Raw genomic sequence first — 23,402 nt, 5'->3', positions numbered from 1 at the left:
GGGCACCTTTGTGCTTTTCTCTATTGGACTATTGGACTGTCACCCTGCCTATGTCTCTAGCTTCTCAACGACCGCAACTGGTTTACCTGGTGTTCGGTGCCCCCACATACCACCAGGAAGCCCAGTTCAGTATTGCCAGCGCCTTGACCAATCTGCGCAAGACACCTGGCGAAGCTATTGATATACAGGTTTTCAGTGATGACCCTGAGCCATACCGTCACCTGCCCGTTACGGTCCACACACTGGATGCAGAAACCCGCACGCAGTGGAACCAGCCCCATGGTTATCATTTCCGCAGCAAACATGTCGTGCTGCGTCAGGTGCTGGAGCAGCATGAACTGGCGCTGCTGATCGACACCGATACGTTCTTCCATCGTTCTCCGATTGAACTGTTTCGACGCATAGCACCGGGTACCTTGCTGTGTAATGCCATAGGCGGCCACTACGGGGATGACCCCAAAGCGCCACTGTATGAGGCACTCGCCACGATACTGCGCAGCCGCGATCTGGCAGACGACCAGATGCCGCTGCTGAACTCAGGGGTGATGGGCTTGCACTGCAGCGACGCAGCACTGCTTGATCGCTCGATCGCCTACATGGATGAGTTCTACCTGCAGGCCAAAGGCGCCTATACGCTGGAAGAGTTCTGCCTGGCAGTGGCGGCTTACCGCTCAATGAAGGTCAACGAATGCCCTGACCTGATCCATCACTATTGGAGCCGCAAGCAACTGTTCAGGGCCAAGATCCAGGCATGGCTGCGCAAGCACGGCGACGCACCACTCAGCCCTGAAGCCATGGCCGACATACCGCATGTCAACGCAAAGCTGCCACGGCCACCCGCACTGCAACGCATGCTGTACAAGACCGTGAGCCTCGCACTGCCCGAACAGCAACGCCAGTTCCTCCGTGAACTGCTGTATGGCTGCTATGCCTACCCCAACGAGTTCGACCGCGCCTGCGGTTCAGCCTGGTGGGACAAGGCCCTGGAGAACGTCCAGGCGCGCCTTGGCCGAGCATTGACCCGCGAACAGTTGAAGCGCTGGCTGCAGCAACCGGCGCTGCGTCTGGCACTGGGCAAACAGCACCCAAGCGTTCAACAGCACCTGCTGCTGAAGCTGCAGGACTGAATCCAGACGCAGTCACCACTGGTCATCCTGAACCGGTCGTCGTACTCTGCCGACATGTTCGATTTCGCCCGTCTACTGACAGCGCTGTTTCTAGCTTGCCTGAGCACTTTCGCCCTGGGCGAAAAGCTGCGTATTGTTACCGACCCTTGGCCACCCTATGCCTACCAGGAAGGAGAGGAGATCAAGGGGATCGACTACGAGGTGACGGCCGAAGTCTTCAGGCGCCTGGGTGTCGAGGTGGAGTGGCAGTTCCTGCCCTGGAAGCGCTGCCTGAACATGCTGGAACAGGGGCAGGCAGACGGCGTGCTGGATATTTTCCAGACCCGTCAGCGTGACAGCCTGCTGTTTTACCCCAGCGAACCGCTGTCGACCGTAGAGTTCGCGCTGTTCTATGCCAAGGCTCGCCCGCACGTGGTGAACAGCCTGGACGACCTCAAGGGGCTTACTGTCGGCACTTCGCCCGGCTACACCTACGACCCGACCTTCACGGAGTCAACCGCGTTCAACCGCGAGCCCGCCCCCAGCCACGAGGCCAACTTCGGCAAACTGCAACTTGGCCGTATTGACCTGCTGATCACTGATCGTCGGGTCGGCCGCTACCTGATTGCCACCCTGGGCCTGGAGCAGGAGGTCGGTGAGCTGCCCTTGGTCGTCAGCCAACAGCATCAGTACCTCGCCGTACGTCGAAATGTCGGCATGGACCTTCTGGCGCAACGCTTCGCGGCTGAGCTACGGCGCTTCAAGAAGGAGCCTGCCTATGCCGCGCTGTCAGCCCGTTATGACAGTGCCGCAATAAAAAATCAGCCCGCCGTTGAGCAGCAGGAACGCAGCACTCACTGAATGCTCTGTTATACTCGGGCATTCCCGCCAGGCTTACGCCCGGACGCTCGACCTTGAAACAGCCATCCTGACCGGTAGAACCGCGCGTTTAGACACCCGCTCGCCGCTCCCGGATGCACATTGAAGGCCAAGCAGGACCGGACGCGATAGCATCTGCAGATGCCCGTCGCGCCAGGCAAGATCATCCCAATGGGCTCAGCCCCCACTAGAACAGGATTTCTCATGTCCTTTGCTTCCCTCGGTCTCTCCGAGGCTCTAGTCCGCGCTATCGAGGCTGCGGGCTATACCCAGCCCACTCCGGTGCAACAGCGGGCGATTCCCGCCGTGTTGCAAGGTCGCGACCTGATGGTGGCGGCGCAGACAGGTACTGGCAAAACCGGCGGTTTCGCACTGCCAATCCTTGAACGCCTGTTTCCCGGCGGCCACCCCGACAAATCCCAGCGTCACGGCCCGCGCCAACCACGTGTTCTGGTGCTGACGCCAACCCGTGAACTGGCCGCACAGGTACACGACAGCTTCAAAACCTATGCCCGTGACCTGAATTTCATCAGCGCGTGCATCTTCGGTGGTGTTGGCATGAACCCGCAGGTGCAAGCCATGGCCCGCGGTGTCGATGTACTGGTGGCCTGCCCTGGCCGCCTGCTGGACCTCGCCGGTCAAGGCAGCGTCGACCTGTCGCACGTCGAAACCCTGGTGTTGGACGAAGCCGACCGCATGCTCGACATGGGCTTCATCCACGATGTGAAGAAGGTCCTGGCCCGTTTGCCGGCCAAGCGCCAGAACCTTCTGTTCTCGGCCACCTTCTCCAAAGACATCACCGACCTCGCCGACAAGCTCCTGCACAACCCGGAGCGTATCGAGGTCACCCCGCCGAACACTACCGTCGAGCGGATCGAGCAGCGGGTCTATCGCCTGCCGGCCGGCCACAAGCGTGCGCTGCTGGCCCACTTGATCACCGTCGGCGCCTGGGAACAGGTACTGGTCTTCACCCGCACCAAGCATGGCGCCAACCGCCTGGCCGAGTACCTGGAGAAGCACGGCCTGACCGCCGCCGCCATCCATGGCAACAAGAGCCAGAATGCTCGAACCAAAGCCTTGGCCGACTTCAAGGCCGGCACTGTACGGGTCATGGTCGCCACCGACATCGCCGCACGCGGCCTGGACATCGATCAACTGCCTCACGTAGTCAACTTCGAGCTGCCGAACGTTGAAGAGGACTACGTACACCGCATCGGCCGTACCGGTCGTGCCGGTCGCTCGGGCGAGGCCATCTCGCTGGTCGCACCCGACGAAGAGAAACTGCTCAAGAGCATCGAGCGCGTTACCCGCCAGAAAATCGCCGACGGCGACCTGATGGGCTTCGATGCTTCGGCCATTGAGGCCGAGAAACCCGAAACCCGCGAGCGTCCACAAAACACCCCACGCACTGGCCGTGGCCAGCGTGCCGATGGCACCAACACCGGCAGCGGTGGCCGCAAGGACAAGGGTAAGGATAAAGGCAAGGAAAAGGACAAGGCCGGCGAGAAGTCCGCTGAAAAGGCCGCTGGTGGACGCCAGGAACGCAAGCCACGCGACAAGAAACCCCGCCCGGCTCAAGCCGCTGGCCAATCGGCTATTCCTCCAGTGCCCGCCAACCGCGATCCGGAAGAATTCCTGGACGACGAAGTCGATAATTTTGGCAACCGTGCCGACTACGTCAGCCCTTACCAGAACAAGGGTGGCCAGGGCCGCAACCGTCGCCCAGGCGCTCCAGCAAACAGCAACGGCGGGGCTACCCAGCCACGCGGTGGCCAGGGCCGTAGCAACAACCCTCGTAGCGGTGGTGCAGCCAATGCAGGCGCCAACGGCGAGAAGCGTGGCGGTGCACGTAACGGTGCGGGCTCGGGTGGCCGTGACGGCCAGCCACGCCGTGACGGTGCCAACCGCAACCGTCGCCCTGCCCGCGAAGAGTCTTCGCGCCAGGAACCGGCCGTACGCAACCCTCGTGAAGGTCAGCCGCAACCGAAGATCATCCACAAGGAATCCAAAGTGGATCGCTTCCCGACCGCCGAGCAGTTGGAACAACTGCCAAGCCGTCCACGTGGCGAAAAACCGGCGCTGCTGACGCGTAACCGCTGATTCAGACGCCAACAAAAACGCCGCCCCATGGGGCGGCGTTTTTGTTGGTGCAGTAACCCGATTACTTCTGCTTCACGCCTTCCAGCGAGATGTCCAGGTCCAGGGTCTGCGAAGCTGGGCCCGGGCCCTTGATGCCGAAATCGTTCAGGTTCAGCGTAGTGGTGGCATTGAAGCCAGCACGCTCGCCGCCCCATGGATCTTTGCCTTCGCCGTTGAAGGTTGCCTTGAACACTACCGGCTTGGTCACGCCGTGCAGGGTCAGGTCACCCGCGACATCAGCAGTTTTTTCACCGGTCGACTTGACGCTGGTAGAGACGAACTTGGCATCAGGGAATTTGCTGACGTCGAGGAAGTCCTTGCTGCGGATGTGCTTGTCACGCTCGGCATGGTTGCTGTCGAGGCTGGCGGTTTTCAGGTCAACGGCAATTTTGCTGGCTTCTGGCTTGGCGCTGTCCCAGCTGAAGGTACCGTCAAAGTCCTTGAAGGTGCCATGGATGAAACTGTAGCCAAGGTGGCTGATTTTCCAGTCGACGAAAGCGTGCTGGCCTTCTTTGTCGATTTTGTAATCAGCAGCCATGGCCTGACCAGCCGACAGCAGTGCAGTACCAAGCGCCAGTGCGGCAAAAGTCTTTTTCAACATGCGTCTGTATCCTTTTTGCAGGTTAGGTTGAACATCAAGCTTTGCGGCCCAGCATGCGGACAAGGGTCGCGTCACGGTCTATAAAGTGGTGTTTAAACGCCGCCAGGGCATGCAAACCGGCAAAGATCACCACGCCCCATGCCACGTAGAAGTGGATTTCGCCGGCAAGGTCCGCCTGATCAGGCAGATTGCTGAGCAATGCAGGGACCTCAAACAGGCCGAATACCGGAATGCCCACGCCATCCGCGGTGGAGATCAGGTAGCCACTGATCAGAACAGCGAACAGGCCCAGATAGAGGAGACTGTGGCCAGCCTTGGCAGAAACCCGGGTAAATGTGCTGTAACTGGCCAACGTCGGCGGTGGCGGGCTGACAAAGCGCCAAATGACCCTTAGCAACATGATCGCCAACACAGTCAAGCCGATACTCTTGTGCAGATCGGGCGCGGTGTGACGCCAGGCGCTGTAGTAATCAAGGCCGACCATCCATAGGCCCAGGCCGAACAGGCCGAACACTGCCAATGCCACGCCCCAGTGCATGACAACACTGACCAAGCCATAGCGAGAAGATGAGTTTCGCAACTGCATTGCCGAATTTCCCTGTAAGAACTGTTGCCAAGACTAACGAGTTATCTATCGAATTAAAGCGGAAAATTTCGCTTTGAAATATCGAGAAAAACGATTGTTAGCGTGGAACGCTGGCATTAAGGAAAGATTAACGCTAGGCACTAGCGCTAATGGCAACGGGTGTGGAGAGGCATCAGAACGAGGCCGGCATGGGGATTGCCGGCAAGGCCGGCTCTTGAACGAGCCGGCCGCTACATCGGTAACAGGCTACTGAGCGCTGGCCTGAGTGTTGGTGGTCTTTTTCTTCACGGGCTCAGCCTTGGCAGCGGTTTTTTTCACCGGTGCCGGCTTGGCTGCTGTCTTCTTGGCTACCGGCTTCTTCGACGGCGTAGCCTTGGCAGGGGCAGCCTTGGCGGGCGCAACCTTGGCCGGTTCCTCTTTCGCTACAGGAGCCACAGGCGGCGCCACTGGGGCAGGTGCAGCCACTGGAGCCGGCGCTGGAGCAGCCTGCACAGCCTTCACCGCAGGTGGTGCTGCCGGTTTGTCAGCGCCACCGAACAGACGCGAGAAGAAGCCTGGCTTGCTCTCCTTGGCTGCAACGGCGCCTGCCGTTGCAGCTGCAGCGCCAACGGCTGCGGCTTTAAGCGGGTCGACGGTTTTACCCGCAGCCAGGTCCTGTACCTGGTTGGCCGCGCGCTGACCGCTGCGCAGGGCACCTTCGAGCGTGCCGGGGTACAGCGCATCGGTGTGCTCACCCGCGAAGGCGATGCGCTGCATAGGGCGCTCCCACAGGCGCCAGTACTTGCTGATCTGCCCCGGACCAAACGCCAGGTAGGAGCCGCCAGTACCCGCGTCGGTGCTGTAACGACGCACCTCATAGCCGGTAAACGCTCCTCGCGCCTGTGGATAAAACGCGTGCAGGCGGATCAACACCTGATCGACCATCTGTTTGTCGCCGAACGCCTGAAGCAGGCGAGCGTTGTCACCCGACAGGTTGATCACTACGTTGGCACCGCCCTTCAGCGCAGGTTCGATCCAGAGCATGCCAAGGCCGGTGTTGCTGTAGATTTCACCGGACATCCGCGCACGGCTTTCCCAGACTGGCGTCTTGAACTTCAGCATCAGCTGATCGCGCCAGCCGTAGTTGGTGCCCTTGATCGCCGCCAGGTGCAGGTTGTCCAGGCCCGGCGTCATTTGGATCTTGGCCAACGCCCGCAATGGCACGGCCAGGACCACGTAATCCGCCTGGTAACCGACACTGCCGACCTTGACGGTAACACCGTCTTTGTCTTGGCTGATCGCCGTGACCGGCGAACTGGTCTTGATGGTTTTCAGCTGTTTGACGAACGCCTGGGCCAATACCGGGCTGCCGCCAGGCAGGCGGGCGGCACGCAGGTCACGGTCGTTGACGCCACGATAGACTCGATTCTGCTGGGCGAAATACAACAGCGACAGGCGCGATGGTTCGTCATAACGGGTACGGATCTGCTGGTTGATCAACTGCCGCGCGGTAGCGGGCAGTTGCAGCTTGTCCAGCCAGGTGGCGACGTTCATCTGATCCAGGGCGAACAGGGTGCTATTGCCCGCCGGGTTTTCCGGGTCGTTGATCGAACGGGCCAGGTCGTCGAGGGTTTTCTCATAACGCTTGATGGCCTCGGCGGTGGCCGGCTGCTTGGTTGCCAGGTCCGCAGCGCTGAAGTACTCGCCGTCGATCAGGTAGCCCGGCGTACGAACGAACTCGGGCGCCGGCAGGGTGCTGAGCTTGAAGGTGTCCAGGTACTTGTTGAGGATCGGCTGTGCCTTGCTGTTGCCAATCCACTCGCTGGTGGCCAGGCCTGAACGCCCACCCATGCTGGGTTTGGCTTCCAGCAAGGTCACCTGCCAGCCCTTGCTTTGCAATTCATAGGCAGCGGTCAGGCCCGCCAGGCCACCGCCGACGACAATCGCCGTCGGCTGCTTGGCGGCCGCCAATGCCCCCGTACTGAACAGCCCAATCATTACTAACGCGCACGCGCGCAGCCAACCAGCAGACATTTGGCGAACTCCGGATCAAAGGCAGATAGAAGTGGGGGGTGAACACCCCAAGAAAGCTGCGTGAAGGATACGCCAGCATTGTCGGCCTCGCCAGCGAGCCAGGGCAGGATCACGCACTATGGGTTGTTCTCCTCCAACGCTTTGCATAGGCTTGCGCGCATACCCGAATACGCATCGCCAGGAGAGAGCCGATGGGCCTGAATCAACAGTGGATGCAACGTGACCTCAAGGTCCTGTGGCACCCCTGCACCCAGATGAAAGACCACGAGCAACTGCCGCTGATCCCGATCAAGCGCGGCGAAGGCGTCTGGCTCGAGGATTTTGAAGGCAAACGCTACCTGGATGCGGTCAGTTCCTGGTGGGTGAATGTGTTTGGCCATGCCAACCCACGCATCAACCAGCGCATCAAGGATCAGGTCGATCAACTTGAGCATGTGATTCTGGCCGGTTTCAGTCACCAACCGGTCATCGAACTTTCCGAGCGCCTGGTCAAGCTCACGCCTGACGGACTCAATCGGTGTTTTTACGCCGATAATGGGTCTTCCTGCATCGAAGTCGCACTGAAAATGAGCTTTCACTACTGGCTGAACCAAGGCCAGCCGGAGAAAAAGCGCTTCGTCACCCTGAGCAACAGCTACCACGGCGAAACCATCGCGGCCATGTCGGTCGGTGACGTCCCGCTGTTCACCGAAACCTACAAGGCGCTGTTGCTCGATACGATCAAAGTACCAAGCCCAGACTGCTATTTGCGCCCAGAAGGGGTCAGTTGGGAGGCGCATTCGCGCACGATGTTCGCGGCCATGGAGCAGACCCTGGCCGAACACCATGCGACCATCGCGGCAGTCATTGTCGAGCCCTTGATTCAGGGTGCCGGTGGCATGCGCATGTACCATCCGGTGTACCTCAAGCTGTTGCGCGAAGCCTGTGACCGCTACGGGGTTCACCTGATCCACGACGAGATCGCCGTAGGCTTCGGCCGCACCGGAACGATGTTCGCGTGCGAGCAGGCTGGCATCCGGCCAGATTTCCTCTGCCTGTCCAAGGCCCTGACCGGCGGCTATCTGCCGCTGGCCGCCTGCCTGACCACCGATCAGGTGTACAACGCGTTCTACGACGATTACCCGACCCTGCGCGCGTTCCTTCATTCGCACAGCTATACCGGCAACCCGCTAGCCTGCGCGGCGGCCCTGGCGACCCTGGATATCTTCGAGCAAGACAACGTCATCGAGAACAACAAGGCCCTGGCCCAGCGCATGGCCAGCGCCACGGCACACCTGGCCGATCACCCGCATGTGGCCGAAGTGCGCCAGACGGGCATGACCCTGGCCATCGAGATGGTTCAGGACAGGGCCAGCAAGACGCCTTACCCGTGGCAGGAACGGCGCGGCCTGAAAGTCTTCGAGCACGCGCTGAGCCGCGGCGCACTGCTGCGCCCACTGGGCAGCGTGGTGTACTTCCTGCCGCCGTATGTCATCACCCCGGAACAAATCGATTTCCTTGCCGAAGTCGCCAGTGAAGGCATCGACCTCGCCACGCGTGACAGCCTGAGCGTTGCCGTGCCCAGTAACTTCCACCCTGACTTCCGCGATCCGGGCTAGCGCACACCCTGGGGGCCGGCCCTACCGGCCTTCGGGGGTGAGCAATGCGCCAATCGCCCGTTTTGATTCAGAGACCGACATGAGACTGTCCCGTTTTTTCATTGATGCCCCGCTGAGCCTTGGCGAGCATGACCTGCCTGAAGCCCAGGCCCATTACATCGGCCGCGTACTGCGCATGGCCACTGGCGACGCTGTACAGCTGTTTGACGGCAGCGGCCAGGAATACCTCGGCGAGTTGCTGGAAGTCGGCAAGAAAAACGTGCGCGTGGTGCTCAGCGAAACCCTGCCGGGCCAAGCCGAGTCGATGCTGCACGTCCATCTGGGCCAAGGCCTGTCACGCGGCGAGCGGATGGACTGGGCAATCCAGAAGGCCACCGAGCTGGGTGCCAACGAAATCACCCCGATTGTCAGCGAGCGCTGTGAAGTCCGCCTCAAGGACGAGCGCGCCGACAAGCGCCTGGCCCATTGGCGCCAGGTAGCGATCAGCGCCTGCGAACAGTGCGGTCGCTCACGCCTGCCGGTCATTCATGCCCCTATGCTGCTGGCCGACTGGCTCAAGCAACGCGACGAAACGCTGAAGCTGGTCCTGCATCCGGTCGCCGAGCCAATGGTCAGCCACGCCAGACCCGAGCACCTGGCCTTCTTGATTGGCCCCGAAGGCGGCCTCTCGGAGGCGGAAGTGGAACAGGCCAAGAGCACCGGGTTCCACGCCGCACGCCTGGGCCCACGGGTCCTGCGCACGGAAACCGCACCCGTGGTAGCACTGGCCGTTGCCCAACAACTGTGGGGTGATTTCTAAAGCACGTAGAAAAACACCGCGACAAAATGCATCAGGCTGCCAGCGATGACGAACAGATGCCAAATGCCGTGCCAATGGCGAAAGCGGCTGTCATAGGCAAAGAAGATGATCCCGATGGTGTAGAACGCCCCACCACCGGCCAGCCAGGCAAACCCCGCAGTGCCCAGGCTGGCCAGTAGCGGTTTGACCGCGACCAGCACGATCCATCCCATCACCGCGTAGATGACGATCGACATCACCCGCGCCTCGGAGCGCGGTTTGATTTCCTGCAGCATACCGATCACTGCCAGCCCCCAGACGGTGCCAAACAGGCTCCAGCCCCAGGGGCCACGCAAACTGACCAGGCAGAATGGCGTGTAACTGCCCGCAATCAGCAGGTAGATCGACAGATGATCAAGCTTGCGCATGACCGTTTTGGCCTTGCCGCGTACGCTGTGATAAAGCGTGGAGATGCTGTACAGCAACAGCAAGGTGAAGCCGTAGATCGTCAGGCTGACAATTTTCCAGGGGTCGCCTTGCAGTACGGCAATCCCTATCAGCAATGTCGCGCCGACAGCGGCCAGTAGCGCGCCGACGAGGTGGGTCCATGCATTGAAGCGTTCACCATGGTACATGTGGCGCTGTCCTCCAAGGTCCTCTTGCAGGCTCATGCTACACAGGCATTCGCCTCAAACCACCCCCGCCTCTAGTAGTAGACGCTCCAAGGCGACCAGATCCGGCACCCGCGCCACCAACTCACCGACCTGCACGGCCGCCAACTCCAGCGGGGCCAACGGCACATCAACGTAGTTGAGCTGGCTGTCCAGCTTGCAGGAGCGCGGGATACCCTGCACCAGCAACGCCATGAAGCGCAGGCGGCTGTCGCCCAGCGAGTTGAGCACGACGATCCGTGCCCGCTCGCCCACCTGTGTTGAGCCGCCACACGCGGCCTCGAAACTGATCAGAGGCAAGCGCTGATTGCGCCAGTCGATCCACCCCAGGTGCCAGTCGAAACCCTCCAACACCTGCATGCCAGGACGATAGCCAATCAGCTCGGCCACCGCGACGTTCGGCAACACCAGGCAGCGATCACTCAGCGGCAGTAGCAGACCGGTCAGGCTGCTACGCCCCCCGTTGCGGACGGGTTGTTCAAGCATTGTGCGTACTCCACTGGGCAATACTCTGCAGCAGCACCGACTCTTGATACGGCTTGCCCATGTATTCATTCACGCCAATGGCCATCGCCCGGTCACGGTGCTTCTGCCCGGTACGCGACGTGATCATGATGATCGGCAGGTCCTTGAGCCGCGGGTCCTGGCGAACCCGGGTCGCGACCTCGAAGCCATCCATGCGCGGCATTTCGATGTCGAGCAAGACCACGTCCGGGCGGTGCTCCTGCAACAACGCCATGGCGTCGACGCCATCCTTGGCGGTCAAGACGTTCATGCCGTGGCGCTCAAGCAGGCGCCCAGTGACCTTGCGCACGGTCACCGAGTCATCCACGACCAACACCAGCGGTGGGCGCATGACGGTACGCTCGGCCAACGTATGCAGTGAGCCACGCTCGGCACTTGGCTGTTGGGCGGGGCGCGACTGCTGCGCGCGCAACTGGGCGAGCAAGTCGAGAATCAGCACCACTCGCCCATCCCCCAGGATGGTCGCCCCGGACAGCCCTTGAACCGAAGCGAACTGCGGCCCCAGGCTCTTGACCACGATCTCGCGACTGGCGGACAGGGCATCGACCTGAACCGCAAACTGCTGTTCTTGAGAATGCACCAACAGCACGGGCAGGGGCAGGGTCTGGCCGAGCAAGCGAGGTGGCGGCAGATCCTCCAGAAGCCCCCCCAGGTAGTGCAGTTCATAACGGTGCCCAGCGTACTCATAACGCGGAGGATCCAGCTGATAACAGGCTTCGAGCTCGGCCGGAGGCACCCGGACGATACCCTCGATGGTGTTCAGCGGGATCGCATACTGCTCATCGCTACTGTGCACCATCAACGCCCGGTTGACCGACACAGTAAACGGCAAGCGAATCAGAAAGCGCGCACCTTTACCCGGGATCGAGTCAATGATCATCGACCCGCCCAGTTGCTTGACCTCCTCATGTACCACGTCCATCCCCAGCCCTCGACCGGAGATCTGGGTGATTTTTTCAGCGGTGGAGAACCCTGGCTGCAAAATGAACTGCATGACCTCGTGATCACTGATCTCGGCGCCCGGGTCCAGCAGCCCGCGCTTGATGGCCTTGCGGCGCACGGCCTCCAACGACACACCGGCACCGTCGTCCGACATCTCGATGACGATATCGGCGCCTTCATGCAGCAGGTTCAAGGCAATCAGCCCCTGCTCCGGCTTGCCTGCGGCAAGGCGCACCTCCCGGGGCTCCAGGCCATGGTCGACTGCGTTGCGCAACATGTGTTCCAACGGTGCGACCATGCGCTCAAGCACGCTGCGATCCAACTCGCCTTCGGCATTGCCAACCACTAGCTCGACCTGTTTGCCCAACTCGCTGGCGACCTGGCGAACCACTCGCTGCAGGCGCGGTACCATGCGCTCGAACGGCACCATGCGCGTACTCATCAGGCCTTCCTGCAGGTCGGTATTCACCCGTGCCTGCTGCTGCAACAGGGCCTGCGCCTCGTGGGCGCGTACGCTCAAGGTCTCTTTCAGGTCGAGCAGGTCCGAAGCCGACTCAAACAACGCACGGGACAACTGCTGCAATTGCGAGTGACGGTCCATTTCCAGCGGGTCGAACTCTTCATAACCCAGCGGTTCGCCTTCGCTCGGCTGCGCACCGAGCGCGCGGCCCTGGGTTTCGCTGTCGAGCCGACGCAACAGGTCACGCATCCGCTCCAGCGTGGTTTCCATTTCACCCAGCGCCGTTTGCGCATCATTCACCTGCTGCTCGATACGCCCGCGAATGATGGAATTCTCACCGGCGAGGTTGCCTAGGTCGTCGAGCAGCTCAGCAGCCACTTTCACCTGGTCAGCCGCCGGTCGTTCAGGCGTCGGGGCAGGCGCCTCGGCTACCACGCTGTCGCTTTGTGGTTGGCTTTCGCTGACCGCAGCACTGGTGAAATTACGGATGTAGTCGATCAGTGCGGTGGGGGCAGGCAGCGGTTGCTGCAGGCGCACTGCATCGAGCATGTGTGCCAAGCGGTCATGGCAATTCTGCAGCAGGCTGAACAGCGCCGCACTGGGCTGAAGCTGACCGGCGGCCAACTGCTCAAACAGAAACTCCAGTTCATGGGCGAGGTCGCCAATCGGTGCGATCTCGACCATCCGCGCGCCCCCTTTCAGGGTGTGCAGATCGCGTAACAGGTTCTCCACTTCCAGCGTATTGCGTGGCTCAGCCTGCCAGCGCAACAAGGCTGCCCCAGAGCTTTCGACGATATCGAAACCTTCCTCCAGGAAAATCTCCAGCAGCTCCTTGTCGCCCTCTTCTGCCGGCTTCTGTGTCACCGGCTGAACCGGCGCAGGCCCGGCTTCCTCCTGGCGGAACTCACGCAAGGCCGTGAGCGCGTCAAGCGCCGATAGCGGCATCTGGCCCTGTTGTAACTGGTCGAGCATCCGGGCCAACAATGCGTGACTGTCGAGCAGCAGTTCAAACAGCGCTGGCGATGCATTGAAACGCCGATCCACCAGGCCCTCATAGAAGCTTTCCAGTGCCTGGGCCAGTTCGGCTACGGCACTGACGCCAGCCATCTGGGCGCCACCGTTGAGGGTATGCCAATCGCGCTGCAGCGATGACAGCGCGGCGCTGTTTTCAGGCTCGACACGCCAGCGTGCCAGGGTCTGATCAGCCCCCTCGAGAATATCCACGGCCTCTTCGAGGAACAATTGCACCAGCGTTTCGTCGGGTAACTGCTCGGCCAGGGCCGCCGTCGCCTCACCCAACTCATGCACCTGCGACTGCCCGCCGGCGCTACGAACCAGGCCCATGGCGGCAGGGTCCAGCCCCTCCTCCAACAGTTCACGCAAGGCGCGCAGGTGCTCAGGGCTGGCCTGAACTTCCTGGCCCGCAGCGATCTGGTCGAGCATGCCGATCAGCGCCTCATGGGCATGCTGCGCCTCCTCGAAGAAACGCGGGCTGACCACAACACTGCTTTCCTCAACAGCGCCGTAGAGATCGAGCAAGGCCTCGCAGAGCTCATCCACCTGCCAGAGGTCCGCCAGGTGTGCGCTCTGCCCCAGCGTGGTCAATTCGTCGAGCAGGGCGCTCAGCTCCTGACGCTGCTCGGGGTGTTCCTGCCAACGCAGCAGCAACGACTCGGCATCAAGCAGAATGTCCATGCCCTGCGCCAGGAAGCTGGCAATCAACTGTGGGTCACGCTTGACCCGCAGGCCTGCACTAGGCGCCTCCAGCAAGGCACGCAAACGGGTCTTCACCACCTGATCTACCTGTTCGATCAGCAGCTCGGCACCCATGATCGGTGCCAACGGTGTGCTGTCGAGCTGCTCCAGGCCCCGGTGCAACAAGGCATCAGCGGTTTGCAGCAGGTAGATCTCGTCCAGATCAACACCCAATTGATGAGCCTTGTACTCACGTACGAGCAGGTCAAGGGCAGCCGCCAGCTCAGCAATCGGCACCACCCCCGCCATTGCCGCGCTGCCTTTGAGGGTGTGCAGGGCCCGTTGCAGGTCGTCACTGACCAGCAACGGCAGTTGCTCATCGGCACTCTGCAGGAACGCATCAAGGCTGGCCAAATGGGCCTGCGCTTCATTGCGGAAGATCTCCAGCAACTGCGGGTCAATGGCCTCGGCGTTGTCGGTCTGCGGTACATCGTTCATGGCCAAGGCATGCAAGTGCAGTGATAACTGCTCCACCGTCTCGTTCATCAGTGGCCGGCCTTCGGCGTACTCGGCCAGTAACGCTGGAAACAGCGCCAACGCCTGTTCCAGGCTTGCCAGTACCGGCTCCCCCGGCGCCACACGGCCTTCGAGCATGCGGTTAAGCAGATGTTCTGCCGACCACGCCAGTTCAGCCACGACCAGTGCATGCACCATCCGCCCGCTACCCTTGAGGGTATGAAAGCCTCGACGCAGCTCGACCAACACCGGTCGCAAGCGCGTATCACGGCGCCACTGGACCCACTGCTCATTCAAGTGCTGAAGAACATCCTCGGCCTCTTCGAGAAACACCTCGCGAAGCTCGTCATCGATCGTCGCGTCGGCTGCCTCGACCGGCGCCGACGTCTCGGCACGCGGCGACTCAAGCACATACCCCAGCACCGTGAAACTACACTCAGCCTGCTCAAGGAAGCGCTCGACCTGCGCCTGAGGATCAGCGCTCAGGTACTGCAGGTAACATTCAAGGTTGCAGATGGCATCGGCGAAAGGCTCCAGGGCACTGGCATCCGGCAGTTGCTCACTGCCGAGCAAGCGGCTTTCGACATAGTCGCCACAGTAGCGCAACAGGCGCGACGCACGTGGCAGCATGAGCATCGCCAAGGCACCACGAACTTGCGTGAACAACCCAGGCAGTGGCTCCAGGCGCTGGCGCTCCCAACCGCCCTCCAAGGCATCGGCGATCAGTTCCTTGGCTTGCTGCAGCACCCCATGAGATTCATCAAAGACCACTTGGCGTACTTCAGCCAGATCGGCACCCGGCGGCTGGGCCTGCCCAGGCGAATCAATCGAACCGACCATGCCGGCCAGCGTCGCCTCGACATACAGCAACGCACCCGCCACATCCATCAATACGGCATCGTCCGGGGCGCGCTGCCCGCGTGCCAGCCCCTGCAAGACCGAAACCTGATCGATGATGACCCGGCGCGGCTGGCCAAAACCAAGCACCGCGAGGGTATCGGCCGTCTGTCGCAAGGGCGCCAGCAGCGCCTCCAGCTCATCGACCTGCTGACGGTCGCCGCGCACAAAGAGGTCCAGGCGCTCCTTGGCCCATCGCAAGTCTTCACAGACAGCGGCGACCACCGAACGCAAGGCATCACGGTCCGAGCCGACCTGCAAGCGGTCGCGCAGCCCACTCAGGGACAACTCCAGGTTGCCTTGCCCCTGGGCAACGTCAGGCTCGCTCGGCGGCACATCATTCAACGGGGGTTGCAGCAGTGGCTCGGCACCGCGAGCCGTACGCAATGGGTTGAGCAGCGGCAGGAGCACCAACGGAAGGTCACGCCCGGCAGCACGCAGACGCTCCAGGTACAGGGGTAACTGATCCAGCCCCCGGAACAAGGCGCCCAGCGCTTCACCGCGGGCGGCCACGCGCCGTTGCTGCAAGGCCAGGCTTAGTTGCTCCACCTCCTCGGCCAGCAGCACAGCCCCCTGCAATTCGAGCATCTGCAAACAACCCACAACCTGATGTATCGGCTCGACAACGTCGGCCAGTACCTCGATATCCCCCGGTTCAGCGGCAAAATGCTCCAGCGACTTGCGCGCAGCACCCAGGCACTCGGCAATGGCGGCATTGACCCAGACCAGGGCAACAGTAGCGTGACGATCAACCATAAGCCCTCCAGTAGTCAGGGTCAGCGAGCCGGCGGCAAGGTAAAGCCCGACACCGAACGCCGCATTTCACTGGCCATACGGGCCAGATTGCCAATGCTCTCGGCCGTCGCGGTCGAGCCGGACGAGGTTTGCGAGGTGATCTGCTGAATCACCGCCATGGTATGGGAGATCTGCCCGGCCGAAGACGTTTGCAGCTGGGCGGCATCGGAGATGCTCAGAATCAGCTCGGCCAAGGTCTGCGACACCCCTTCGATTTCTGCAAGGGCCACCCCGGCATCCTGGGCCAGGCGAGCACCACGGACCACCTCGGCGGTGGTCTGTTCCATGGAAATCACGGCTTCGTTGGTATCGGCCTGAATCGCTCGCACCAGCGCCTCGATTTGCCGTGTCGCCGAAGACGAACGCTCAGCCAAGCGCTGCACTTCATCAGCGACCACGGCGAAACCGCGTCCAGCCTCACCGGCCATGGACGCCTGAATCGCAGCGTTGAGCGCAAGAATGTTGGTCTGATCGGCAATGTCATCGATCAGGCTGACGATATCGCCGATTTCCTGAGAAGACTCGCCAAGGCGCTTGATGCGCTTGGCGGTGTCCTGAATCTGCTCACGGATGTTGTCCATGCCGTGGATGGTGTTGTGAACCACCTCGTTGCCCTTGTTGGCAATCGCCACCGCTCGCTCAGCCACTTTGGCCGACTCATAGGCGTGGGTCGAAACCCGATCGATCGATTCAGCCATGTCACCGACGGCCATCGACGCATCACTGATCTGCTGAGCCTGGTGCTCGGACGCCTTGGCCAACTGACGGGCTGTGGTCTGAGTATCCTGCACCGCGCTGGCAACTTCCTCGGCACTTTGGTTGATCGTCGCCACCAGGTCGCGAAGCTGGTCGATCGAGTAATTGATCGAGTCGGCAATCGCTCCGGTAAAGTCCTCGGTGACCGAGGCAGTGACGGTCAGGTCGCCGTCGGCCAGGTCTTCGATTTCATCCAGCAGGCGCATGATTGCCTGCTGGTTGCGCTCATTTTTTTCTGCCGTCTCATGCAGTTGGCGATGGGTTTCACGCACCATCACCAGGCCGATCAGAATAATCGAGGCCAGTGCCAGCAGACCCAACGCGTAGCCGCCAACGGTGTCCAGCGTGCGCCCTGCGGCCAGGTTCTCGAAGCCATTGGCCAGGCGCGAGGCCTCATCGAGCAAGGTCTGCGACAGGTTGAAAATGTTGCTGGCCGCTTCACGCACCCGGAACAACTCGGGGGACGTCTCGAGAATTTCGTCCACGGAGCCCGCGACGAACTGGAACAGTTCCGCGATTTCAGTCAGGCGAGCACGGGCATCGGGGTCTTGAACACGGGTCAGTTGAATCGACGGGTTGCCCGCCAGCATGCCCTCAAGGACCTGACCAAAGCGCGTCGCATCGCGCCCAAAGGCATCGGCGGCCTGAACGGAGGTGTCATCGCCGGCCAGCACTGTATTGACCGAGCCGAGAATGCGTTCGGCCAACAGCGCCTGGCGCTGGGCTACCGCGACCTGGCTGGCCGGGGCGCCGTTCTTGAGGAGGATCTCCACGACCTTCTCGTACTCGACCTGCAACTGCGGAACCGTCTCGGACAGGGTTGCCGCCACCTGGTGCAGCGACAACACGGTCTGCTCACTGGCCAGGATCGTATCGGTGTATTTGCGCAGGTTTTCCCAGTCACTCAGCACGGCCTCCATTTCGCTGCGCACGGCAGGCGGAGCGGAGGGCAGGCCAGTGGCGTGATCGCCCTTCTTCAAATAGCCCCAACGCTGCTCAAAGTCATTGCGTGCATCACTCAACAACTTGAAGGCCCGAGCCTTGCCCGCAGCCGCTTCAGTGGCGTTCTTGGCAATACGCTGGGACAACACGCGCAACTCGCCGGCATGCCCGATGTACTGCTTGTCGTAATTGGCCTGGGTATTGAGGTAGGCGAAATTGGCGAACAACAGGATGATCGACAGGATCAGCACGATAAACAGCACGGCAATCTGCGCGCTGCTGCGAGAGCCTTGTACCGAGGGAAAGGTCTTGGTCACGGGTTCGACATTCCTTTACAGCGCCACATCGAGAAAGCCCGTTGCCTGCGACAGGGCAAATGGACTGAAGATTCCCCAGCAACGCTCACGTTGAAAGTGGCCCTGAACAAATGGCCCTGCCCCGGCCAACAGCGGCGACGGCACGGAAAGGTCCAGGCTGCGCAGCGGAAAGTGCTGCAGACCGGCAACTTCATCGACCAGCAGCCCGGCAAACACCTCCTGGTGATCCAGCACCAGTACGCGGCGCTGCTTGCGCAAACCGCTCTGGGCCAGGCCGAAATACCCACACAGGTCCATCACCGGCAATAGCCGCCCACGCAGGTTAGCGACGCCAAGCACCCAGGGCTTGACCCCGGGGATACGGCTGAGGCGGGGCTCCTGCAGCACTTCGGCGACTTCCTGCATCGGCGCGACAAACCACTGTTCAGCGATACGAAAGCCGATCCCGCTCCAACTCTGCAGGCGGGTCTCCTGTAACGGCAGGTCGGCCGCCAACAGGCGGCAGCGGCGGTCGATGTCCAACAGCAGTTCAAATGCCGTCAGCGACTCGCCCTTGGGCCGGGTGGTCAACCCTTGAGTACGCCGTCGAGGGTCTTGATCAGGGTCTGCTCATCCACCGGCTTGGTCAGGTAGTCGCGGGCGCCCTGACGCGTGCCCCAGACCTTGTCGGTTTCCTGATCCTTGGTGGTCACGATAATCACCGGGATACCACTGGTCTCAGGGTCCTTGCTCAGTTGGCGGGTCGCCTGGAAGCCGTTCATGCCCGGCATGACGATGTCCATCAGTACCGCGTCGGGCTTTTCCTGGCGCGCCAGTGCCACACCGTCGGCGCCATTTTCAGCCTTGAGCACCTGATGCCCGTGTTTTTCGAGCATTCCGGTCAATTTGTACATTTCAGTCGGCGAATCATCGACGATCAGAACTCGGGCCATGCTATTCCCCATCGAAGGAAAGGATGCCGCGCCAGGTGCGCAGCATCAGGGTGCGTGTTGTGCTTCTGCGGCGAAACCCGGCACATGCGCCTTGATCGCGTCCAGCAGTTCTTCCTTGCTGAAAGGCTTGGTCAAAAACTGATCAGAGCCGACAACCCGGCCGCGGGCCTTGTCGAACAGCCCATCACGGGATGACAGCATGACCACCGGCGTATCCTTGAACATACTGTTGTGTTTGATCACTGCGCAGGTCTGGTAACCGTCCAGGCGCGGCATCAACACATCGACGAAAATGATATCGGGATGGTGGTCGACAATCTTGGCCAGGGCGTCAAAACCGTCAGTGGCGGTAATGACGGTGCAACCGGCTTCGCCGAGCAACATCTGCGCGGTACGACGAATCGTCTTCGAGTCGTCGATGACCATCACCTTCAATGCCGCTTCGGACTGTCCCATAATTGCTCTACCATCGCCTGGAAGGGCCGTGCAGGCCACATGCCAGGCCTTTTTAGCACACTCTCAAGGTGCATTCCATCGGCCTGCGCCGGGGTCGCCCACGATGCGTTTTCCGCTTGACCGCCAGCGTCGCCGGCGCCACCCTGACGCCACTTTTCATTTGAGCCACTGCGGCCCGTTGCCGCCGAGAGGATATACCCCATGAGCGTTCGCCTCGGGATTGTCATGGACCCCATTGCGCGCATCTCCTACAAGAAGGACAGCTCGCTGGCCATGCTGCTGGCCGCCCAGGAACGCGGCTGGTCGCTGTTCTACATGGAGCAGCAGGATCTTTACCAACGCGAGGGCCAGGCCCGGGCACGGATGCGCCCACTGCGCGTGTTTGCCGACCCCGAGCATTGGTTCGACCTGGAAGCGGAAACCGACGGCGCCCTGAGCGACCTGGACGTCATCCTGATGCGCAAGGATCCGCCCTTCGACATGGAGTTCGTCTACAGCACCTACCTGCTGGAGCAGGCCGAGGCCGCGGGCGTGCTGGTGGTCAACCGCCCACAGAGCCTGCGTGACTGCAACGAAAAGCTGTTCGCCACCCTGTTCCCGCACTGCACGCCGGCGACCGTGGTCAGCCGCCGCCCGGATATCCTGCGCGACTTTGCCACCGAGCACGGTGACGTCATCCTCAAGCCGCTGGACGGCATGGGCGGTGCGTCGATTTTCCGCCACCGCGTGGGCGACCCCAACCTGTCGGTGATCCTTGAAACACTGACGGCCCATGGCACCCAGCAGATCATGGCGCAAGCCTACCTGCCGGCCATCAAGGATGGCGACAAGCGCATCCTGATGATCGACGGCGAGCCAGTGCCCTACTGCCTGGCACGGATTCCGGCCAGCGGTGAAACACGCGGCAATCTGGCTGCCGGCGGACGTGGCGAAGCCCGCGAGTTGACCGAGCGCGACCGCTGGATCGCCGCACAGGTCGGCCCAACCCTGCGCGAGAAAGGCCTGCTGTTTGTCGGCCTGGACGTGATTGGCGAGCACCTGACCGAAATCAACGTCACCAGCCCGACCTGCATCCGCGAAATCGATAACGCCTTCGGTACCCGGATTGGCGTGCAGTTGATGGACGCCATTGATCGCAAGCTCAAGGCACGCTGACAGTCGAGGCAGGGAAACTACGCAGAGTGGGTTATGATGCCGGTCCTTTTTTCGACCTGGCCGCCCGCTTTGCCGGTTTCACCCCGGCTGCTGGATAACCCATGACGCTCCCCGCCGACATCCCCGCCGATTTTGCCCCGCCCCGCGTTCGCCCGGCGGACCGGCTCGGCTTTACCCTTTTTCTGGCGGCGCTGCTGCACTTGGCGCTGATCCTGGGCCTGAGCTTTACCTTTGCCAAACCCGAAGAAATTCGGCGGACCCTGGAAATCACCCTGGCCACCTTCAAGAGTGAAGCGCCACCAAAGAAAGCGGACTTCCTGGCTCAGGACAACCAGAAAGGCAGCGGCACCCTGGACAAGAAAGCGGTGCCCAAGACCACTGAACTGGCGCCCTTCCAGGACAGCACGATCAACAAGGTAACGCCACCGCCTGCCGCACGGCAGGAAGTGCTGCCGCAGCCGACACCACCCAAGGCTGTGGTCACCACCCAGGCCGCCAAACCGCAGAAAGTCGAAACCCGGCCCAAGGAAGTCAAACCGCAACCAAAACCCAAGGTGGCAGTACCGGAATTCGACAGCTCGGAACTGTCCAGCCAGATCGCCAGCCTTGAGGCCGAACTGGCCCATGAACAGCAAGCCTACGCCAAGCGCCCACGCATTCATCGGCTCAATGCAGCCTCGACCATGCGCGACAAAGGCGCTTGGTACAAAGAGGAATGGCGCAAGAAGGTCGAGCGCATTGGCAACCTCAATTACCCCGACGAAGCGCGCCGCCAGCAGATCTATGGCAGCCTGCGCCTGATGGTCTCGATAAACCGCGACGGCTCGCTCTATGAGGTGCTGGTACTGGAGTCGTCCGGGCAACCGCTGCTCGATCAGGCAGCACAACGTATCGTGCGCCTGGCGGCGCCATTTGCGCCCTTCACCGGGGATCTTGCCGACATCGACCGGCTGGAGATCATCCGTACCTGGCGCTTCGCCCGCGGCGACCGCCTTTCGAGCAATTAAAGGGCGTGCCTCAGGCTTGTCAGTAGGGCGCCTCAACGCCACACTAAGGGTCATGAAGAACATCGCCCCGACCTACCTCAAGCACCAGTTTCTGATTGCCATGCCGCACATGGCCGATCCGAACTTTGCCCAGACCCTGACCTACATCGTCGAACACAACGAGAGCGGCGCCATGGGCCTGGTGGTCAACCGGCCACAGGAGTTGAACCTGGCCGATATCCTCGAGCAACTGCGACCGGACACCGAAACGCCAACGCGCTGCCTGCAGATACCCATCTACATGGGTGGCCCGGTACAGACCGACCGCGGTTTCGTGCTCCACAGCCGCGGCCCGACCTACCAGGCAACCATCGAGCTCGAAGGCTTGTCGCTGTCCACCTCGCAGGACGTCCTGTTCGCCATTGCCGACGGTACAGGCCCGGAAAACAGCCTTATCACCCTGGGTTATGCCGGCTGGGAAGCCGGGCAGCTTGAGGCAGAGCTCGCGGACAATGCCTGGCTCAATTGCCCATTCGATCCCGAGATCATCTTCGGCCTGGCCAGTGACCTGCGCCTTGAAGCGGCCGCCGCCAGCCTGGGGATCAACCTCAGCCTGCTGACCAGCCAGGCGGGGCACGCCTGATGAGTGCACCAAGGCTCCTGCTGGGTTTTGACTATGGCAGCAAACAGATTGGCGTGGCCGTTGGCCAGATGATCACCGGGCAAGCCCGCGAACTGTGCACGCTGAAAGCGCAGAACGGCGTACCGGACTGGGCCCAGGTGGAAAAACTGATCAAGGAATGGCAGCCCGATGCAATTGTCGTCGGCCTGCCGTTGAACATGGACGGCACGCCCAGCGAAATGAGCGCCCGCGCCGAGAAATTCGCCCGCCGCCTGAATGGCCGCTTCAACCTGCCTGTGCATACCCACGATGAACGCCTGACCACCTTTGAAGCCAAGGGCGAGCGCATGGCCCGTGGCGGTCAGCGCGGCAGCTACCGCGACAACCCGGTCGACGCCATTGCCGCCGCCCTGCTGCTGCAAGGGTGGCTGGAAGCCAATGCCGGGCTGATGCAACCCTGATCACGGATTCAAGCCGGACCGTATTAGCGCCCGGCCTCTTGAGGAGCAAGCATGAGCCTACCCAACCCCGCCGAACTGATCCGGCAGATGGCCAGCGACCTGCAGGCGCATCTGGCCCGCCGTAACATCACCGAGCCGCGCTACATTGGCATCCGCACGGGCGGTGTATGGGTTGCCCAGGCACTGCTTGAAGCCCTTGGCCAACAGGACGCCGCGCTCGGCACACTGGACGTATCGTTCTACCGCGACGACTTCAGCCAGAACGGCCTGCACCCGCAAGTGCGCCCGTCAGAGCTGCCCTTCGAGATCGAAGGCCAGCACCTGGTGTTGGTGGATGACGTGTTGATGAGCGGTCGTACCATCCGCGCCGCCCTCAACGAACTGTTCGATTACGGCCGTCCAGCCAGTGTCACCCTGGTCTGCCTGCTCGACCTGGACGCTGGCGAACTGCCGATCCGTCCGAATGTGGTCGGTGCAACCCTGTCCCTGGCTGCCCATGAACGGGTAAAATTGCTCGGCCCCGCCCCGCTCGCCCTAGAGCGCCAGGACCTCGCCACCGTTTCCGCACTTTAAG

20 protein-coding genes are annotated in these 23,402 nt (G+C 61.7%); 10 read left to right on the top strand and 10 right to left on the bottom strand.

Annotated elements, in window-relative coordinates; translation table 11 throughout:
• Window positions 1-50 precede the first annotated feature (50 nt).
• The 3 genes from UIA24_RS04400 (at window position 51) to UIA24_RS04390 (ending at window position 4,085) form a co-directional block, all read left to right on the top strand.
• On the top strand, window positions 51-1,127 hold the full coding sequence (locus UIA24_RS04400; protein WP_330522270.1) for a hypothetical protein: 1,077 nt from the start codon (window positions 51-53) through the stop codon (window positions 1,125-1,127).
• A 54-nt stretch (window positions 1,128-1,181) separates the two neighbouring features.
• Entirely contained in the window at window positions 1,182-1,967 is a 786-nt protein-coding gene (locus UIA24_RS04395) for a substrate-binding periplasmic protein (protein WP_102052700.1), read from the top strand.
• Window positions 1,968-2,189: 222 nt separating this feature from the next.
• Window positions 2,190-4,085, top strand: a complete 1,896-nt coding sequence (locus tag UIA24_RS04390; RefSeq protein ID WP_330522269.1) for a DEAD/DEAH box helicase — start codon at window positions 2,190-2,192, stop codon at window positions 4,083-4,085.
• Window positions 4,086-4,146: 61 nt separating this feature from the next.
• Here the strand turns inward: UIA24_RS04390 and UIA24_RS04385 are convergent, their stop codons facing one another.
• The 3 genes from UIA24_RS04385 to UIA24_RS04375 form a co-directional block, all read right to left on the bottom strand.
• Window positions 4,147-4,725, bottom strand: a complete 579-nt coding sequence (locus UIA24_RS04385; RefSeq protein WP_099773375.1) for a YceI family protein — start codon at window positions 4,723-4,725, stop codon at window positions 4,147-4,149.
• A 34-nt stretch (window positions 4,726-4,759) separates the two neighbouring features.
• A complete protein-coding gene (locus UIA24_RS04380; protein ID WP_102052698.1) occupies window positions 4,760-5,311 on the bottom strand; it encodes a cytochrome b in 552 nt (183 codons plus the stop codon).
• Between the two features lie 246 nt (window positions 5,312-5,557).
• Window positions 5,558-7,324, bottom strand: a complete 1,767-nt coding sequence (locus UIA24_RS04375) for a flavin monoamine oxidase family protein (RefSeq protein WP_102052697.1) — start codon at window positions 7,322-7,324, stop codon at window positions 5,558-5,560.
• A gap of 191 nt (window positions 7,325-7,515) precedes the next feature.
• Here UIA24_RS04375 and UIA24_RS04370 point away from each other — a divergent pair, with 191 nt between their 5' ends.
• A complete protein-coding gene (locus UIA24_RS04370; RefSeq protein WP_330522268.1) occupies window positions 7,516-8,922 on the top strand; it encodes an adenosylmethionine--8-amino-7-oxononanoate transaminase in 1,407 nt (468 codons plus the stop codon).
• 79 nt (window positions 8,923-9,001) lie between these two features.
• Complete coding sequence (locus UIA24_RS04365) at window positions 9,002-9,721, top strand: 16S rRNA (uracil(1498)-N(3))-methyltransferase (RefSeq protein WP_065761325.1); 720 nt, start codon at window positions 9,002-9,004, stop codon at window positions 9,719-9,721.
• Here UIA24_RS04365 and trhA read toward each other — a convergent pair.
• The 7 genes from trhA to pilG are packed head-to-tail and all read right to left on the bottom strand — an operon-like array spanning window position 9,718 to window position 19,604.
• Window positions 9,718-10,335, bottom strand: coding sequence for a PAQR family membrane homeostasis protein TrhA (gene trhA / locus UIA24_RS04360; RefSeq protein ID WP_330522267.1), 618 nt, complete (start codon window positions 10,333-10,335; stop codon window positions 9,718-9,720). The two genes, UIA24_RS04365 and trhA, sit on opposite strands and share 4 nt — an antisense overlap.
• A 54-nt stretch (window positions 10,336-10,389) precedes the next feature.
• Window positions 10,390-10,857, bottom strand: a complete 468-nt coding sequence (locus UIA24_RS04355; RefSeq protein ID WP_330522266.1) for a chemotaxis protein CheW — start codon at window positions 10,855-10,857, stop codon at window positions 10,390-10,392.
• Window positions 10,850-16,162: an Hpt domain-containing protein gene (locus UIA24_RS04350; protein ID WP_330522265.1), complete on the bottom strand. Its 5,313-nt coding sequence runs from the start codon at window positions 16,160-16,162 to the stop codon at window positions 10,850-10,852. Before UIA24_RS04350 ends, UIA24_RS04355 begins: the two co-directional genes overlap by 8 nt.
• Before the next feature lie 20 nt (window positions 16,163-16,182).
• Window positions 16,183-18,216, bottom strand: a complete 2,034-nt coding sequence (locus UIA24_RS04345) for a methyl-accepting chemotaxis protein (protein ID WP_065761328.1) — start codon at window positions 18,214-18,216, stop codon at window positions 16,183-16,185.
• 15 nt (window positions 18,217-18,231) lie between these two features.
• Complete coding sequence (locus tag UIA24_RS04340) at window positions 18,232-18,786, bottom strand: chemotaxis protein CheW (RefSeq protein WP_065761329.1); 555 nt, start codon at window positions 18,784-18,786, stop codon at window positions 18,232-18,234.
• Window positions 18,783-19,148, bottom strand: coding sequence for a twitching motility response regulator PilH (gene pilH / locus UIA24_RS04335; protein WP_065761330.1), 366 nt, complete (start codon window positions 19,146-19,148; stop codon window positions 18,783-18,785). The genes UIA24_RS04340 and pilH overlap by 4 nt, the downstream gene beginning before the upstream one ends.
• A 45-nt stretch (window positions 19,149-19,193) precedes the next feature.
• Window positions 19,194-19,604, bottom strand: coding sequence for a twitching motility response regulator PilG (gene pilG / locus UIA24_RS04330; protein WP_330522264.1), 411 nt, complete (start codon window positions 19,602-19,604; stop codon window positions 19,194-19,196).
• Window positions 19,605-19,805: 201 nt separating this feature from the next.
• Between pilG and gshB the strand changes: the two genes are divergently transcribed.
• From gshB to pyrR, 5 genes are all read left to right on the top strand, one after another.
• Window positions 19,806-20,759, top strand: a complete 954-nt coding sequence (gene gshB / locus UIA24_RS04325; RefSeq protein WP_065761333.1) for a glutathione synthase — start codon at window positions 19,806-19,808, stop codon at window positions 20,757-20,759.
• Between the two features lie 101 nt (window positions 20,760-20,860).
• The gene (locus tag UIA24_RS04320) at window positions 20,861-21,766 is read left to right on the top strand and encodes an energy transducer TonB (protein ID WP_099773369.1); all 906 of its coding nucleotides are present in this window, start codon (window positions 20,861-20,863) and stop codon (window positions 21,764-21,766) included.
• A 52-nt stretch (window positions 21,767-21,818) separates the two neighbouring features.
• Window positions 21,819-22,388, top strand: a complete 570-nt coding sequence (locus tag UIA24_RS04315) for a YqgE/AlgH family protein (protein WP_330522263.1) — start codon at window positions 21,819-21,821, stop codon at window positions 22,386-22,388.
• Entirely contained in the window at window positions 22,388-22,828 is a 441-nt protein-coding gene (gene ruvX / locus UIA24_RS04310; protein ID WP_163935928.1) for a Holliday junction resolvase RuvX, read from the top strand. Before UIA24_RS04315 ends, ruvX begins: the two co-directional genes overlap by 1 nt.
• 51 nt (window positions 22,829-22,879) lie before the next feature.
• Window positions 22,880-23,401: a bifunctional pyr operon transcriptional regulator/uracil phosphoribosyltransferase PyrR gene (pyrR, locus tag UIA24_RS04305; protein WP_065761897.1), complete on the top strand. Its 522-nt coding sequence runs from the start codon at window positions 22,880-22,882 to the stop codon at window positions 23,399-23,401.
• Window position 23,402 lies beyond the last annotated feature (1 nt).

The sequence above is a fragment of the Pseudomonas sp. AL 58 genome, from assembly GCF_036348395.1.
In the GTDB taxonomy this organism is placed as follows: Bacteria; Pseudomonadota; Gammaproteobacteria; order Pseudomonadales; family Pseudomonadaceae; genus Aquipseudomonas; species Aquipseudomonas defluvii.
This window is presented reverse-complemented; position numbering and strand designations above follow the sequence as displayed.